This window comes from Citrobacter sp. LST-B2, assembly GCF_057983045.1.
On sequence record NZ_CP192598.1, the window covers coordinates 186,721 to 201,693 of the forward strand.

Annotated in this window: 15 protein-coding genes; 4 read left to right on the forward strand and 11 right to left on the reverse strand. The window is 54.5% G+C overall.

Features of this window, described 5'->3' with window-relative positions; all coding sequences use genetic code 11:
• Positions 1–27 precede the first annotated feature (27 nt).
• The gene (locus ACQ0PY_RS00890; protein ID WP_109740601.1) at positions 28–1,023 is read right to left on the reverse strand and encodes an acyltransferase; all 996 of its coding nucleotides are present in this window, start codon (positions 1,021–1,023) and stop codon (positions 28–30) included.
• Positions 1,024–1,200: 177 nt separating this feature from the next.
• Here ACQ0PY_RS00890 and ACQ0PY_RS00895 point away from each other — a divergent pair, with 177 nt between their 5' ends.
• From ACQ0PY_RS00895 to glyS, 3 genes are all read left to right on the forward strand, one after another.
• Complete coding sequence (locus ACQ0PY_RS00895; RefSeq protein ID WP_109739739.1) at positions 1,201–1,506, forward strand: YsaB family lipoprotein; 306 nt, start codon at positions 1,201–1,203, stop codon at positions 1,504–1,506.
• A 96-nt stretch (positions 1,507–1,602) separates the two neighbouring features.
• Entirely contained in the window at positions 1,603–2,514 is a 912-nt protein-coding gene (gene glyQ, locus ACQ0PY_RS00900; protein ID WP_042323214.1) for a glycine--tRNA ligase subunit alpha, read from the forward strand.
• 9 nt (positions 2,515–2,523) lie between these two features.
• On the forward strand, positions 2,524–4,593 hold the full coding sequence (gene glyS / locus ACQ0PY_RS00905; protein WP_044253773.1) for a glycine--tRNA ligase subunit beta: 2,070 nt from the start codon (positions 2,524–2,526) through the stop codon (positions 4,591–4,593).
• 79 nt (positions 4,594–4,672) lie between these two features.
• Here glyS and cueP read toward each other — a convergent pair whose 3' ends face one another.
• The 4 genes from cueP to ACQ0PY_RS00925 form a co-directional block, all read right to left on the reverse strand.
• Positions 4,673–5,212, reverse strand: a complete 540-nt coding sequence (gene cueP, locus ACQ0PY_RS00910) for a copper-binding periplasmic metallochaperone CueP (protein ID WP_061069353.1) — start codon at positions 5,210–5,212, stop codon at positions 4,673–4,675.
• Positions 5,213–5,391: 179 nt separating this feature from the next.
• Complete coding sequence (gene cspE, locus ACQ0PY_RS00915; protein WP_000014594.1) at positions 5,392–5,604, reverse strand: transcription antiterminator/RNA stability regulator CspE; 213 nt, start codon at positions 5,602–5,604, stop codon at positions 5,392–5,394.
• Positions 5,605–5,876: 272 nt separating this feature from the next.
• Entirely contained in the window at positions 5,877–6,167 is a 291-nt protein-coding gene (locus ACQ0PY_RS00920) for an HTH-type transcriptional regulator (protein ID WP_042998571.1), read from the reverse strand.
• A gap of 256 nt (positions 6,168–6,423) precedes the next feature.
• Complete coding sequence (locus ACQ0PY_RS00925; protein ID WP_061069352.1) at positions 6,424–7,794, reverse strand: MFS transporter; 1,371 nt, start codon at positions 7,792–7,794, stop codon at positions 6,424–6,426.
• Positions 7,795–8,237: 443 nt separating this feature from the next.
• Between ACQ0PY_RS00925 and ACQ0PY_RS00930 the strand changes: the two genes are divergently transcribed.
• The gene (locus tag ACQ0PY_RS00930) at positions 8,238–8,948 is read left to right on the forward strand and encodes a DUF3053 domain-containing protein (RefSeq protein ID WP_109739740.1); all 711 of its coding nucleotides are present in this window, start codon (positions 8,238–8,240) and stop codon (positions 8,946–8,948) included.
• Between the two features lie 42 nt (positions 8,949–8,990).
• Here ACQ0PY_RS00930 and ghrB read toward each other — a convergent pair whose 3' ends face one another.
• From ghrB to ACQ0PY_RS00960, 6 genes are all read right to left on the reverse strand, one after another.
• Complete coding sequence (ghrB, locus tag ACQ0PY_RS00935) at positions 8,991–9,965, reverse strand: glyoxylate/hydroxypyruvate reductase GhrB (protein ID WP_044253762.1); 975 nt, start codon at positions 9,963–9,965, stop codon at positions 8,991–8,993.
• 22 nt (positions 9,966–9,987) lie between these two features.
• Complete coding sequence (locus tag ACQ0PY_RS00940) at positions 9,988–11,268, reverse strand: MFS transporter (protein ID WP_044253759.1); 1,281 nt, start codon at positions 11,266–11,268, stop codon at positions 9,988–9,990.
• Positions 11,269–11,335: 67 nt separating this feature from the next.
• Positions 11,336–12,274 (reverse strand): sugar kinase, encoded by a 939-nt coding sequence (locus tag ACQ0PY_RS00945; RefSeq protein WP_109739741.1) that lies wholly within the window; start codon positions 12,272–12,274, stop codon positions 11,336–11,338.
• 3 nt (positions 12,275–12,277) lie between these two features.
• Positions 12,278–13,027: a sugar phosphate isomerase/epimerase family protein gene (locus tag ACQ0PY_RS00950; RefSeq protein ID WP_109739742.1), complete on the reverse strand. Its 750-nt coding sequence runs from the start codon at positions 13,025–13,027 to the stop codon at positions 12,278–12,280.
• 100 nt (positions 13,028–13,127) lie between these two features.
• Entirely contained in the window at positions 13,128–14,144 is a 1,017-nt protein-coding gene (locus tag ACQ0PY_RS00955) for a LacI family DNA-binding transcriptional regulator (RefSeq protein ID WP_042998564.1), read from the reverse strand.
• A gap of 122 nt (positions 14,145–14,266) precedes the next feature.
• Positions 14,267–14,929, reverse strand: a complete 663-nt coding sequence (locus tag ACQ0PY_RS00960) for an OmpA family lipoprotein (RefSeq protein WP_042998563.1) — start codon at positions 14,927–14,929, stop codon at positions 14,267–14,269.
• Between the last annotated feature and the right edge of the window lie 44 nt (positions 14,930–14,973).

The following is a 14,973-nucleotide window of genomic DNA, read 5'->3' on the forward strand; positions in this document are numbered from 1 at the left end:
CCGGCGCCACGACCGGGCATTTCAACATCAACTGACCAGCCTGCGCGTATCGATGCGTTGTAACAGCATTGAAAGCAGTAAACTGGCCACGAGGGTCGCGCTGAAAATCCACAACATATCCAGCGGCGGCCAGCGTTTGATTTCCAGACCGCTGGTGCGCAAGGCATGAATAATGAGCGCATGAAAGCCATAAATGCCGAGTGAATGGCGTGAAATCAGCCCCAGCCCAGGGACCGTTTGCGTATTCAGCGTGTTTTTCACCAGCGTCAGTAGCGCGACTGCACAGATAAAGACCATGGGGCCGCAATAGAGATACCACGTATCGGCAAAATTGCCGCGCCACTGTAGTTCATGCAACGTCCCACGAGAGATGACCCACACCGCCACCACGAAAAGCCCCGCGCTTAACCAGGAAAGCGCGCGTTTTTGTGTCTCCATCATGCCGATAGCGCGTCCCAGCATCCCGTACAAAATGTAGTAAAAGGTATCGCCGTTGATATACAAATTAATGGGGAGCCACTCGAATCCGCCGACTTTTTGCGACACGGTATTCGGATTGGCGAGAATGCCAATGACCACTATCAGCACCAGCAGCATTTTGCCACTCACGTTTTTCACCTCAATCAGCGGCGAGACCAGATAGATCACAGCGATCGCGAAGAAAAACCACAGATGATAGAACACCGGTTTTTGCAGCAGATTTTTTAAGGAGAGTTCGGCGTTAATCGAAGTAAATAATGTGATGTAGAGCAGGGCAACGGCGCTGTAGAACAGCAGGCACAGCGCGATGCGTAAAAAATGGCGTGGTTGTGCGCTGCGCTCGCCAAAAAAGAGGTAGCCCGAAATCATAAAAAATAGCGGCACGCTGACGCGTGAAGCCGAATTCAGTACGTTGGCAAGATCCCAGTTAACGGGACTGACACTCTGTGCATTGGTGATGTACCAGGTTGTGGTGTGAATCATGACCACCATCAGACAGGCGATCCCTCGCAGGTTATCAATCCAGAAAATTTTGGGCTGCATCAGTTCCTCTGTTTTCGTTTCAAAAATGGTCTGACTCACATTTTGTCAGCCTGTCCCGCTGGATTAATCTGAGTTTTTACACTAAAGGTTGTGATGGTCCGATGAGATTCGCAAAATGCGTCTGCCACACCGAACGTAATAATAATAAGACTGATCAGTAAATTAGGCGGTAATAAAATGATGATGAAATCTTTTTTTCCAGCAATGGTGATTCTGTTGCTGGCAGGATGTACACCCTCCCAGCCATCGCCGACACAAAAGGCGCAGAAAGTGAAAGTCAGCCCCGCGCGCACGCTGGATATGGAAGCGCTGTGCAAAGATCAGGCTGCGCGACGCTATAATACCGGTACGCAGAAAATTGTTGTTACGGGCTTTGAACAATTTCAGGGAAGTTATGAGATGCGCGGCGCTACCTTCCGTAAAGAGAGTTTTGTCTGCTCTTTTGACGCGGATGGGCAGTTTTTACATCTTTCCATGCGTTAAGCCCTGCCTTTTTCCCGTTTCGTACTGTATATCTTGCAGTCAGCGGGTATACTGAACCCTTCCTTTTAAAACCACACGTATCCAGCACGAAATACTATGCAAAAGTTTGATACCAAGACCTTCCAGGGCCTGATCCTGACATTACAGGATTACTGGGCTCGTCAGGGCTGTACCATTGTTCAACCTTTGGACATGGAAGTGGGTGCAGGTACCTCGCACCCGATGACCAGCCTGCGTGCGTTGGGGCCAGAACCGATGGCAACCGCGTATGTGCAACCTTCTCGTCGTCCAACTGATGGACGCTATGGCGAAAACCCGAACCGTTTACAGCACTACTATCAGTTTCAGGTGGTGATTAAGCCCTCTCCGGACAACATCCAGGAGCTGTATCTCGGGTCGCTGAAAGAGCTGGGTATGGATCCAACCATCCACGACATTCGCTTCGTGGAAGATAACTGGGAAAACCCGACGCTGGGTGCCTGGGGTCTGGGCTGGGAAGTGTGGCTGAACGGGATGGAAGTGACACAGTTCACTTACTTCCAGCAGGTCGGCGGACTGGAATGTAAGCCGATCACCGGTGAAATCACTTATGGTCTGGAACGTCTGGCCATGTACATTCAGGGCGTAGACAGCGTTTACGACCTGGTCTGGAGCGACGGCCCGTTGGGTAAAACCACGTATGGCGACGTGTTCCATCAGAACGAAGTGGAGCAATCCACCTACAACTTCGAATACGCGGACGTGGACTTCCTGTTCACCTGCTTTGAGCAGTACGAGAAAGAAGCGCAGCAACTGCTGGCGCTGGAAACGCCGCTGCCGCTGCCTGCCTACGAGCGTATTCTGAAGGCCGCCCATAGCTTCAACCTGCTGGATGCGCGTAAAGCCATCTCCGTTACCGAACGCCAGCGCTATATTCTGCGTATTCGTACCCTAACTAAAGCAGTGGCAGAAGCTTACTACGCTTCCCGTGAAGCCCTCGGCTTCCCGATGTGCAATAAAGACAAATAAGAGGCGGCCATGTCTGAGAAAACTTTCCTGGTGGAAATCGGCACTGAAGAGCTGCCACCAAAAGCCCTGCGCAGCCTGGCGGAATCCTTTGCTGCGAACGTGACGGCGGAGCTGGATAACGCCGGCATCGCGCACGGCCATGTTGAATGGTTTGCGGCACCGCGTCGTCTGGCGCTGAAAATCGCTAATCTGGCGGAATCCCAGCCCGATCGCGAAGTTGAAAAACGCGGTCCGGCGATTGCCCAGGCATTTGATGCCGAAGGCAAACCGAGCAAAGCGGCAGAAGGCTGGGCTCGGGGGTGTGGTATTACCGTTGATCAGGCTGAGCGTCTGACCACCGATAAAGGCGAATGGCTGCTGTATCGTGCACACGTGAAAGGCGAAAGCGCCGAAGCGCTGTTGCCGAACATGATCGCTACATCGCTGGCGAAACTGCCGATCCCGAAACTGATGCGCTGGGGAGCAAGCGACGTGCATTTCGTACGTCCGGTTCATACCGTGACCCTGCTGCTGGGCGACAAAGTCATTCCGGCGACCATTCTGGGTATTCAGTCCGATCGCATTATTCGCGGCCATCGCTTTATGGGCGAGCCGGAGTTCACCATTGACAATGCTGACCAGTATCCGCAAATCCTGCTGGAGCGCGGTAAGGTCATTGCCGACTACGAACAGCGTAAAGCCAAAATCAAAGCGGATGCCGAAGACGCGGCGCGTACTATTGGCGGTAATGCCGATCTGAGCGACAGCCTGCTGGAAGAAGTGACCTCGCTGGTGGAATGGCCGGTGGTACTGACGGCGAAATTCGAAGAGAAATTCCTCGCGGTACCCTCTGAAGCGCTGGTGTATACCATGAAAGGTGACCAGAAGTACTTCCCGGTCTACGCCAACGACGGCAAACTGCTGCCGAACTTCATCTTCGTTGCGAACATCGAATCGAAAGATCCTCAGCAAATCATCTCCGGTAACGAGAAGGTGGTGCGCCCGCGTCTGGCGGATGCCGAGTTCTTCTTCAATACTGACCGTAAAAAACGACTGGAAGATCACCTGCCGCGTCTGCAAACCGTGCTGTTCCAACAGCAGCTGGGTACATTGCGCGACAAGACCGATCGTATTCAGGCGCTGGCGGGCTGGATTGCCGGTCAGATTGGCGCAGACGTTAACCATGCCACCCGTGCGGGCCTGCTGTCGAAATGTGACCTGATGACCAACATGGTCTTCGAATTCACCGATACCCAGGGCGTAATGGGCATGCACTATGCTCGCCACGATGGTGAAGCGGAAGATGTTGCCGTCGCTCTGAACGAACAGTATCAACCGCGCTTTGCCGGTGATGACCTGCCGTCTAACCCGATTGCCTGCGCACTGGCGATTGCGGATAAGATGGACACCCTGGCGGGAATCTTCGGTATCGGTCAGCACCCGAAAGGGGACAAAGACCCGTTTGCGCTGCGTCGTGCTGCGCTGGGCGTGCTGCGCATTATCGTTGAGAAGAACCTGAACCTCGATCTGCAAACGCTGACCGAGGAAGCGGTGCGTCTGTACGGTGATAAGCTGACCAACGCGAACGTTGTGGATGACGTGATCGACTTTATGCTCGGTCGCTTCCGGGCCTGGTATCAGGATGAAGGTTACACCGTGGATACCATCCAGGCGGTGCTGGCACGTCGTCCGACCCGTCCGGCTGATTTTGACGCGCGTATGAAGGCGGTCTCGCACTTCCGTACGCTGGAAGCGGCATCTGCGCTGGCGGCAGCCAACAAGCGTGTCTCTAACATCCTGGCGAAGTCTGATGAGACGCTGAACGAGCGTGTTAATGCCTCAACGTTGAAAGAGCCAGAAGAGATCGCGCTGGCGATGCAGGTTGTGGTACTGCGTGACAAGCTCGAACCGTACTTTGCCGAAGGCCGTTACCAGGACGCGCTGGTGGAGCTGGCTGAACTGCGCGAGCCGGTCGATTTATTCTTCGAAAAAGTGATGGTGAACGTCGAGGATAAAGAGTTGCGTATCAACCGCCTCTCGATGCTGGAAAAACTGCGTGAGCTGTTCCTGCGTGTGGCGGATATTTCGCTGCTGCAATAAACATCGCGCAAGTCACCACCGCAAACAAACGCTGAAACCTGCCCTCGGGCAGGTTTTTTTATGGACGGGACAGGAAGAGTTACTGCAACTGCAATTCCGTCAGACAGGTCTGGCTGTCATCCTTCGTGGCAATGGCGTGTGATGCCGTTTTGCCGTTGTAGCCCACTTCTATTGTCCCTTCAATATTGCGCGGCAACCAGACGCCGATAAACCCGTTCTGATAGCTTTTGAGCGGTTTCTGAATCAGCACATTGCCTTTGTTATCCGTCACTTTAACGTTGAACGTCGTGTCCGGCATTTCACCCTGGCAGCCGGACAAACTGTGGTTAAAGCACGGGTGCGTCTGCTGCTGGTAAGGTGCAAACGAGAGATAGAATTTTTCGCCCAACGGCAGGGTATACATCTGCCCATCAGAAGCGAGTTTTAACTCGGTACTGGTGATGGAAGCCGAATACGGCAGCGGGCGGGATTGTGGCGTTTGATCGATGGTATCCACGATCTGCTCGACTGACTTACCGGCAAGACCATGTTCGGCAAGGAATGTGGCTTCTGGCGATGCAGCAAACGCGGCGCCGCTGGTGAGTAAACCTAGCGTGAAGAACAACGGGAGTCTGGACATAGCGTCAATTCCATGTGAAAAACAGGGTTTTCACTATAAAGCTTACCCTTAGGGAAAGGTCAAAGGCTGGCCAGGTAAAGTAATGCAAAGAAGGGAAACAGGGATATCGAAAGGCGGGCAAGAGATAAAAAAAATCCCCGCCGTCTGGCAGGGATCTTGAATTCTGAGCTTATCTAAGCTTACAGGCTGGTTACGTTGCCAGCTGCCGGGCCTTTAGCGCCGCTTTCGATGGTGAAGGAAACTTTCTGACCTTCGTCCAGAGATTTGTAGCCATCGTTCTGGATAGCAGAGAAGTGTACGAACACGTCTTTAGAGCCATCGTCAGGAGTGATGAAGCCGAAGCCTTTGTCAGCGTTGAACCATTTTACGATACCAGTCATTTTACCGGACATAGTGTATTACCTTTTAAAAAATAAGTGTGCCTTTCGGCGATATGGCGTGCTCTACAGATTTTTTAAGCGTTAAGGAAATGCGCACTACGAGGGGTATCAACGATAACTCTTGAAGGGGACTGCCTTACTAAACTGCTTTAATGGTCTGTACGTCAAACCGTGGAACGCATTAACTCATGTAACGCCTGGGGATGCAACTGTTATTTTTCGCCCGATAGGTTAAGTGGTCAGAAAACGGTCCTGTATCAGGACCGTTCATCAATGATTGTCGATTACTCCATCAACTGCTTACTCAATGCCGGGTTAGCCTGTATCAGGCGCATCAGCTTCAATTCGGTACTGGAGGGTTTAACGCGTTTTGATTCCCACTCCTGTACCAGTGCAACCGTTACGCCTAACGCTCTGGCGAAATCATCCGTTTCCAGCCCGCTCCCCCGGCGTAATTGTTCAAATTCGCTAAAGGGACTTGGCTTATGCGTCAGGGTGATTTTTGATGTTTCTTCTTTAAAAACAATTTGTTCCAGGCTGCTCAGCAGCTCAAACATTGGATCTTTAGATTCCATTGAGAACTCCTTTAAATCACACAGCGAGATCGTGAATTTCATCGAAGCCAGTTAAGAATAGTCGTAAATGAGAAAGCGCGTTGGGCGTCACAGTTTAAGAGGGGAACAAGACTCGTTTCAGCGGCGAGAAGGCGGCGGATTTGTAGCTTGCTAACGATTTGATAACGGGCACTATATCCCGCGTGGTAATGTGAAATGTAAAGATTACGAAAATATGACTATTTCCTGGCAGGCGATTACCTGCCAGGAGGAAAAATCAGGCTTTTTGCGCGGCGTGAGTCGGTGATTCTGTCGGCGTTGATGCGCCAGAGAGCTGGCGTTTACCTGCCCAGTATTTCACCATCAAGGCAAAGGCAGACACTAACGCCGGAATGGCCAGGAATGTAAAGATGGTTTCGAACGCGAGTTGCGCCTGCATCAGGAAGGCGCCGCTAAACGCACCGAGGATGCCGCCGAAACGGCCCAGACCTAACATCCATGCCACACCAGTCGCGCGGCCCTGTGTGGGGTAAAAACCCGCCGCCAGCGCGGGCATGGACGATTGTGCGCCGTTCATGATTGTCCCGGCGATAAAAACCATCACCCCCATGAGCACCAGGCTGCTGGTGGAGAACCCAACCAGGCAGACAAACACCCCGGTCAACAACCAGCCGACCGCCACCACTTTGTTCGGGTTGAATTTGTCCATCAGCGCGCCCAGCACCAGGACGCCAATTCCGCCGCCCAACGGGAACAAGGCGGTAATGATGGACGCCTGGCTCAGCGTGGCCCCTGTTTCACGGATCAGCAGCGGCAGCCAACTGGTCAGCAGATAGAAGATCAGCAACCCCATAAAGTAGGTCAGGCACAGCATTACCGTACCCAGTGCGTAACGCGGCGAGAAGATGACGCCCAGCGCTGATTTCTCTTTAATCTGGCCGGTTTCACGCAGGACAAAGTGCGTCGCTTCCGGTAGCGGGGCGATACGGCGCAGAATGGTGCCAATCTGCTGCTGTGATTTGTTCTTAACCACCAGATAACGGGCAGATTCCGGCAGTAAAACGATCAACACCACTGCCAGCACCAGCGGCATCACGCCGCCGAGGATCAGTACGCTTTGCCAGCCGTAATGCGGGATCAGCCAGGCGGAGACAAACCCACCCATCGACGAGCCAATCGGGAATCCGACGAACATCAGATTCACCAGCAGCGCGCGACGGCGTTCTGGCGCGTATTCACTCATCAGGGTCGCGGCATTGGGCATTGCCGCCCCCAGACCCAGACCAGTTAAAAAGCGCAATGCGGTCAGTTGGTTCAGCGTGCTGGCAAAGGCGGTGAGCAGGCTGAAGCCGCCAAACACCAGAATCGACATAATCAGGACTTTTTTGCGACCGATGCGGTCAGCCATTGGACCCGCGGTGAGCGCTCCGACGGCAAGCCCCACCAGCGCGGCGCTCATGACCGGGCCGAGCGCGGATTTTTCAACGCCCCACTCTTGAACGAGATCGGAGGCGATGAAGCCGATAATCGCGGTATCGAATCCGTCCATCGCGACGGTCACAAAGCACAGCACGAGAATCATCCACTGGTATTTTGAAAAGGGATGCTCGTTAATAAACGCTTGAATATCAGTCGTTTTGTTTGTCATGCGGTCATTCCTGCGAAAGCAACGCGGGGGACAGAGGGGGTTTTTATTTTCTCCACCGCAAGCGTTAGGATTAATTGTGCGATTATCGAACGTTTATTCGTTAATCGTTCAATTAATCAAAACATTGAAGCCCGTGTTCGGCAATCACCCCACCGAGGTTAACGTGCGATAATCGTACGAATTGCCCCTTCACTGGCCGACTTAATGCTGAAAAGCTATTAAAATCATAGAACTACTTCTTGTTAATGCCCTCAGGACAGAGGTGGTAAATGTGATGTGTTTAACAATAAAATAACAATTTGGTCATCGCTATTTCGCCAGACGAATTTCCGCCACAAGATTACGCGGAAGGGGTATCCTGCGAGCCTGACCTGGACTATCCTTGTAAGCCGTAAGGCACGCGTATTGCGCAGTGCGCATTTTTGGGTGAAAGGAGTATTAAAATGGCGACAGGTAAGTCCTGCTCTCGCTGGTTTGCGCCTCTTGCGGCGTTGTTAATGGTAGTTAGCCTGAGTGGGTGTTTTGATAAAGAAGGCGATCAGCGTAAAGCGTTTGTCGATTTTCTACAGAATACGGTGATGCGTAGCGGCGAGCGTCTACCCACCCTGACCGCCGATCAGAAAAAACAGTTCGGTCCGTTTGTTTCTGATTACGCGATTTTGTATGGCTACTCACAGCAGGTGAACCAGGCGATGGATTCCGCGTTGCGTCCGGTTGTTGATAGCGTTAATGCCATCCGTGTGCCACAGGATTATGTGACGCAACGTGGGCCGCTGCGTGACCTGAACGGTTCTCTCGGCGTATTGGGTCAGCAGTTGCAGAATGCGAAACTGCAGGCCGATGCGGCGCATGGCGCACTGAAACAGGCCGATGACCTGAAGCCGGTGTTTGACCAGGTGTATAAGAAAGTGGTGACGACGCCCGCAGACGCGTTGCAGCCGCTGATCCCGGCCGCGCAGATCTTCACTCAGCAACTGGTCCAGGTGGGTGATTTTGTCGCGCAGCAGGATACGCAGGTGAGTTTTGTGGCGAATGGTATTCAGTTCCCGACTTCGCAGCAGGCAAGTCAGTACAACGCATTGATTGGGCCGCTGGCCTCGCAGCATCAGGCATTTAACAAGGCCTGGACTGCGGCGGTTAACGCTATTCAGTGATGGAGCTGCCGGGCAGGCGATAGCGCCTCCCGGCTGTTTTTGTTACCCCGCAACCTGCGGGTTCACGCAGTTCTTCTCGACCTTTCCTTGCAGCGCATCAATCAGATTATCTACCGCGCAGGCCGCCATGTTATAGCGCGTTTCGTGGGTGGCTGAACCAATGTGTGGTACCGCCACAACGTTACTCAGCGACAACAACGGTGAATCAACCGGTAGTGGCTCTTGCTCAAACACATCCAGACCGGCAGCGTGTATTTCGCCCTGTTGCAGTGCGGCAATCAGCGCGTTTTCATCGACCACCGGACCACGTCCGGCATTAATGAAGATGGCAGAGGATTTCATTTTAGCGAACTGCTCTGCGCCAAACAGATGATGCGTCTCGTCGGTCAGCGGCAGGATCAGGCAGACAAAGTCTGATTCCTGCAACAGCGTATCGAGGTCACAGTAGCGGGCGTTGAAGCGCTCTTCCGCTTCCTGATGGTGGCGGCGGGCGTTGTAGAGAATCGGCATGTTGAAGCCGAAGTGGGCGCGCTGTGCCAGCGCAAGACCAATGCGTCCCATCCCGACAATCCCCAGCGTTTTGTGGTGCACATCAATACCAAACCAGTCAGGACCAATGCTGGAGGTCCATTCGCCGACCTTCACGCGCTCGGCCACTTCCACAACGCGGCGAGCGGTCGATAGCACCAGTGCCATGATCGTATCGGCAACGGTTTCCGTCAGCACGGTGGGCGTATGCATCAGCAGTACCTTACGTGCGTTCAGCGCATCCACATCGAAATTGTCATACCCCACGGAGATCGTTGAGGTTGCGCGGAGCGTCGGCATTTTCTCCAGCAGCGCGGTATCGACGGTTTGGCTGGAGCCCAGCAGACCTTCAGCACTGGCAAAGGCTTGCGCGTGTTGTTCAACCGTCTGCGGGCTCAGGTCCGGCACCTGGGTGACGGTGAAATGTTCTTCCAGGCGATGCAGTAAATCGTCAGGTAACGCTTTGTAGAGAATAATGGACGGCTTCATATGACTCTCCATGAGTGAAAGTTTACGCGTGGCGTGCGCCAACCGGGACGTGCTGATTATTAGCAGGCTTAACAATTAAAGTTAGCCATACTGAGGCGAAAAGCGCCACCCCCATAAAAATGTACGAGGCGGACGGGCTGCCGGTGGCGCCGTTGAGGTAACCGACAAACCACGAGCCGAGGAACGAGCCCAGCGCGCCCATACTGTTGATTAGCGCCATTGCGCCACCGGCAACGTTGCGCGGCAACATCTCCGGAATGATGGCGAAAAACGGGCCATACGGGGCGTACATCGCCGCACCGGCAATCACCAGCAGGGTATAAGAGGCCCAGAAGTTATTCGCGCCGACGGCCCAGGAACCGATAAAAGCGCACGCGGCAATCAGCAGCAGAGGCCAGACGAACAGCTTACGGTTCTGTAATTTATCCGAGGCCCAGGAGGCGATAATCATCGCCACGGTGGCTGCCAGATACGGGACAGAAGAGAGCCAGCCCACTTCGACCATTCCCAGATTCGCGCCGCCTTCGCGGATGATTGATGGCAGCCACAGCACGAAGCCGTAGACGCCAATACTCCAGGTGAAATATTGCATGCATAACAGGATCACATTACGGGAGCGGAACGCTTCGCCGTAGTTGCGTACAGCCTTAATCCCCTGCTGCTCTTGTTCGAGTTGCGTTTGCAACGCCGTTTTTTCGGACTCGGTCAGCCAACCGACCTGCGCCGGTTTGTCTTTCACCAGCACCCACCAGCAGAAGGCCCACAGAATGGCGGGAACCCCTTCGATGATGAACATCTCACGCCAGCCGAGCGCCTGGATCAGGTAACCAGACACCACTGACATCCACAGGACTGTCACCGGGTTACCGAGGATCAGGAAGGTATTTGCTCGCGAACGCTCCGACTTCGTAAACCAGTTACTGATGTAAATCAGCATCGCTGGCATAACAGCGGCTTCCACTACCCCAAGAATAAAGCGAATAGCGGCCAGCGCCGGGATATTGCTGACCATCCCGGTCAGCGACGCGCAACCGCCCCATAAAATCAGGCAGACAAAAATCAGTTTGCGTACGCTCCGGCGTTCGGCATACACCGCGCCGGGGATCTGAAAGAAGAAATAGCCGAGGAAGAACAGGGCGCCGAGCAGGGATGAGATCCCTTTGGTGATGCCAAGGTCTTCGTTAATGCCCGCGGCGGACGCGAAGCTGAAGTTTGCACGGTCAAGATACGCCAGACTATACGTGATGAACACGATAGGCATGATGTACAACCAGCGTTTTGCTGCATTTGTTGAGTTTGCCATAATCAACCTCTGTTGTTTCTGCCGCCGCTGTCTGTAGGGTACAGGGGGCTGTTATCATTACGTAAGGTTATTCGCCTAACGTTTCACGTGTGGGTAAGCCTTCGCTGTCGCCCTGTACCTGAATGGCCAGTGCGCCAATTTTGTTGCCGCGTGTGACGGCCTGCGACAGCGTACGACCTTCCAGTAAGGCGCTGATGACGCCGACGGCAAAGCCATCGCCGGCACCGACCGTATCGACTACGTTGTCCACTTTGACCGGGGCAACGCTGCCTTTTTCGCCGTCGGCGGTTTTATACCAGGCGCCGTCTGCGCCTGTTTTCAGCACCACGGCTTTCACGCCGTGACGGAGATAGAAATCCGCAATCCCTTCTGGCGTCTGTTGTCCGGTTAAAATCATCCCTTCCTTCAGGCCCGGTAATACCCAGTCGGCCTGGAATGCGAGACGATTCAGTTTCTCAACCATCTCGGCTTCACTTTTCCACAGCACCGGACGCAGGTTGGGGTCAAATGAGAGTGTCTTGCCCTGGGCTTTCATCGTGCGCGCCGTGTGCGCCAGCAGTTCATAGGAACTGGGGGAAAGCGCCGCAGCGACGCCGCTCAGATGCAGATGACGGGCACTGGAGAAATACGAGTCGTGGTAGTCCGCAACGGACAGATGGCTAGCGGCGGAACCTTTACGGAAATACTCCACAATGGGATCGGTTCCATTTTCAACTTTAGATTTTAGCTGAAAGCCGGTTGCGTAGCGCTCATCCAGCGTGACTCCCTGCGCATCAATCCCCTCTTTTTTCAGTGAGTTGAGAACAAAGCGACCAAAGCTGTCGTTACCTACGCGGCTCACCCAGCCGACTTTCAGTCCCAGTCGTGCCAGGCCGGTGGCAACGTTCAGTTCGGCACCGGCAACACGCTTGATAAACTGCTCAACCTCGGCCAGATCGCCGGTCTGCGTTGCTACAAACATCGCCATCGCTTCGCCGATTGTGATGACATCCAGTGAATGCTTCATGCCTTACTCCTTACGTAACAAATCGACGTAGTGGCGGGTAACCGCCGTCAGATCGGCCCCTTCCAGCGGGAATTCAATGCCGCGCGGAACGTCGGTGGGCAACAACTTGAGCAGGTCGAGCCAGCGGGGCTCTGCCTGGTCCGGGGGAACGGCGCGATAGCTGTCGTGGTGCGCGGTGGCGGCTTTAACGTGAACATAACCCACTGACTTTGACAGTTGACGAGCGGCCTCTTCTGGCGAATCGCCTACCCACAGCCAGTTGCCCATATCAAACGTCAGGTGTACAGGCAGCGCATGTTGCTGACAGGCGGCGTTAAAACGTTGCATGGGGGCCAGTTGTCCGCAGGCGGTCTGGTCGTTCTCGACTACCAGCGCCATACCGCTGCTTTCCAGCCAGTCGCGCAGGGTGTCAAATTGTTCTGCGCGGACAAAATGGCCCAGCGAAACCTTCAGCCATAGCGCGCGCAGCGTTTGCGCTTCCTGAAGCAGTGACGGCAGTTGTGGATTGAGGCGGCCATCGTCCATGAACAGCGGTTGTGGCGCGGAATAGCAGGCCAGCAGATCGAAGCATTCGATGGCTGACGCCAGGGTGGTCAGGGCGCTGAGCTCAGCGTCAGTAAACAGTTCGCGGCGAATTTCGACGCCGTCTGCACCTGCACCGGCAATGATAGGCAGCATCGCGGTTTGTCCACCGGCAGCGCGGACAGTGTCGTGGCCATAGGCAGTGGTGACCACTATCAGTTTTCTTTGCATAGGAACTCCAGAACTCACGCTAATGTGATTACGCTAGATGGAACCGGTTCCAAAGAAAAGCGTGATGTGTCGAAATTATGATCACCATCACGAAGGAAAATTATCGGGCAGTGGAGCCGCGAACGATCAGCTCGCCGGAGAAAACCTGTTCATGAATGGCGTCGCTGCCGCCTTCAATCCTGCGTACCACTTGTTCGACAGCGGCATAACCAATCTGCCACGTGGGTTGTTTCAGAGTCGTGATCCCGACCCCTGCCAGTTCGGCCCATTCCAGCTCATCGAACCCCAACAGACCAATATCGCTGCCCCAGTTGAGGCCAATGCGCTTCAGTGAACGGGCGACCTGAAGGGTGAGCGCACCGTTAGCGGAAATCACTGCCTTGCGCATCCCGCGATGCTGCTGGTGGAACTGGCGTAAGGTGTTATCGAGTTGCGTATTCTCGGAAAGCGGAACTTCGGCGTTTTCGGCGACAACGCCCGGATAACGTGCCAGTGTTGCCCGAAAGGCGCTCAGACGTTCACGACGGGTATTGACCATCCCCAGCGGTTCGCTGAGAAACAGCAGTGCTTCAAAGCCTTGTTCAATCAGGTGTTCGGTGGCGGTGGTGGCGGCCTGAGTGTTGTCCAGCCCGACGACGTCGCAGGCGAAGTCAGGGATTTTGCGATCGATCAGTACCATCGGCAACGCGGACTGTTGCAGGCGATTCAACCCCTCTTCACGCATCCCCACGGCGTTGACCACAATACCTTCGACCTGATAACTGCGCAGCAGATCGAGATAGTGCAATTCCTGGTTCACCTCGTTATTGGTGTTACAGACCAGCGGCGTAAAGCCTTTCTCGCGACAGGCGGCCTCGATACCGCTTAACACGTGGACGGAATAGGGGTTGGTGATATCGGCAATGATCAGGCCAATCAAACGGGTGCGACCTCGTTTCAGGCCACGAGCCATCAGGCTGGGGCGATAGTCGAGATCGGCAATGGCTTTTTCAATACGCGCCAGCAGGGCATCGGAAAGCAGGTGTTTTTCGCCGTTGAGATAACGTGAAATGCTGGTTTTACCGGTTTTTGCCGCTTTCGCGACATCGCTGATGGTGGGGCGTGTTGATTTGCTCATCGCTGAATTCCTTGCTTTGGGTGAGCATACCTTAGCGCGAAAAGACCCGGCGACGCTACGCTTACCGGGCCTGTTGGTGGGTTTAAAGCCGGGGAAGGCAATGCCGCCACCCGGCACAACCGTTACTGAATCGGACTTAACGTAATTTCGACACGACGGTTCTGGGCTTTCCCTTCCGCCGTGCTGTTGCTGGCGATCGGATTTGCCGGACCCATGCCGCTGGTGCGGATGCGGTTGGCGGCAACGCCCTGGGTGATCAGTGCGCTGGCTACGCTGTCCGCACGCTGCTGTGACAGACGCATGTTCAGATCCTGGCCGCCGGTGCTGTCGGTATACCCGATCACATTGACGGCGGTTTTTTCGTATTCCTTCAGTACCATCGCCACGCCGGTCAGCGTGTTGGCACCTGCCGGTTTCAGGGTGGCGCTGCTGCTGTCGAAGGTGACGTTATTCGGCATGTTCAAAATGATGTTATCGCCACTTCGCGTCACGCTTACGCCGGTTCCCTGCATTTTGTCGCGCAGTTTTGCTTCCTGGACGTCCATGTAATAACCGACGCCGCCGCCGAGCGCTGCCCCTGCCGCGGCACCAATCAGTGCGCCTTTACCGCGATCCTTCTTCGACGAGGAGAGAGCGCCGATACCCGCGCCCACCAGCGATCCAATGCCTGCGCCAATGCCAGATTTACCCGCTTCGCGTTCGCCGGTGTAAGGGTTGGTTGTGCAGCCAGAAACCGCCAGGGCGCCGCTCACGATAGCGGCAATGACTAAAACACGTTTCTTCATCTTAATTCCTTAATGACATTCTTATTTTTTGCCACAGCGACCGT

Bases quoted from the DNA above. Each gene is read 5' to 3' on its own strand.
- glyS (WP_044253773.1), top strand. From the start codon at position 2,524: ATGTCTGAGAAAACTTTCCTGGTGGAAATCGGCACTGAAGAGCTGCCA.
- ACQ0PY_RS00945 (WP_109739741.1), bottom strand. From the start codon at position 12,274: ATGAAGCATTCACTGGATGTCATCACAATCGGCGAAGCGATGGCGATG.
- ACQ0PY_RS00895 (WP_109739739.1), top strand. From the start codon at position 1,201: ATGATGATGAAATCTTTTTTTCCAGCAATGGTGATTCTGTTGCTGGCA.
- ACQ0PY_RS00960 (WP_042998563.1), bottom strand. From the start codon at position 14,929: ATGAAGAAACGTGTTTTAGTCATTGCCGCTATCGTGAGCGGCGCCCTG.
- ACQ0PY_RS00925 (WP_061069352.1), bottom strand. From the start codon at position 7,794: ATGACAAACAAAACGACTGATATTCAAGCGTTTATTAACGAGCATCCC.
- ACQ0PY_RS00930 (WP_109739740.1), top strand. From the start codon at position 8,238: ATGGCGACAGGTAAGTCCTGCTCTCGCTGGTTTGCGCCTCTTGCGGCG.
- ACQ0PY_RS00920 (WP_042998571.1), bottom strand. From the start codon at position 6,167: ATGGAATCTAAAGATCCAATGTTTGAGCTGCTGAGCAGCCTGGAACAA.
- ACQ0PY_RS00955 (WP_042998564.1), bottom strand. From the start codon at position 14,144: ATGAGCAAATCAACACGCCCCACCATCAGCGATGTCGCGAAAGCGGCA.
- ghrB (WP_044253762.1), bottom strand. From the start codon at position 9,965: ATGAAGCCGTCCATTATTCTCTACAAAGCGTTACCTGACGATTTACTG.
- ACQ0PY_RS00890 (WP_109740601.1), bottom strand. From the start codon at position 1,023: ATGCAGCCCAAAATTTTCTGGATTGATAACCTGCGAGGGATCGCCTGT.
- cueP (WP_061069353.1), bottom strand. From the start codon at position 5,212: ATGTCCAGACTCCCGTTGTTCTTCACGCTAGGTTTACTCACCAGCGGC.
- glyQ (WP_042323214.1), top strand. From the start codon at position 1,603: ATGCAAAAGTTTGATACCAAGACCTTCCAGGGCCTGATCCTGACATTA.
- cspE (WP_000014594.1), bottom strand. From the start codon at position 5,604: ATGTCCGGTAAAATGACTGGTATCGTAAAATGGTTCAACGCTGACAAA.
- ACQ0PY_RS00940 (WP_044253759.1), bottom strand. From the start codon at position 11,268: ATGGCAAACTCAACAAATGCAGCAAAACGCTGGTTGTACATCATGCCT.
- ACQ0PY_RS00950 (WP_109739742.1), bottom strand. From the start codon at position 13,027: ATGCAAAGAAAACTGATAGTGGTCACCACTGCCTATGGCCACGACACT.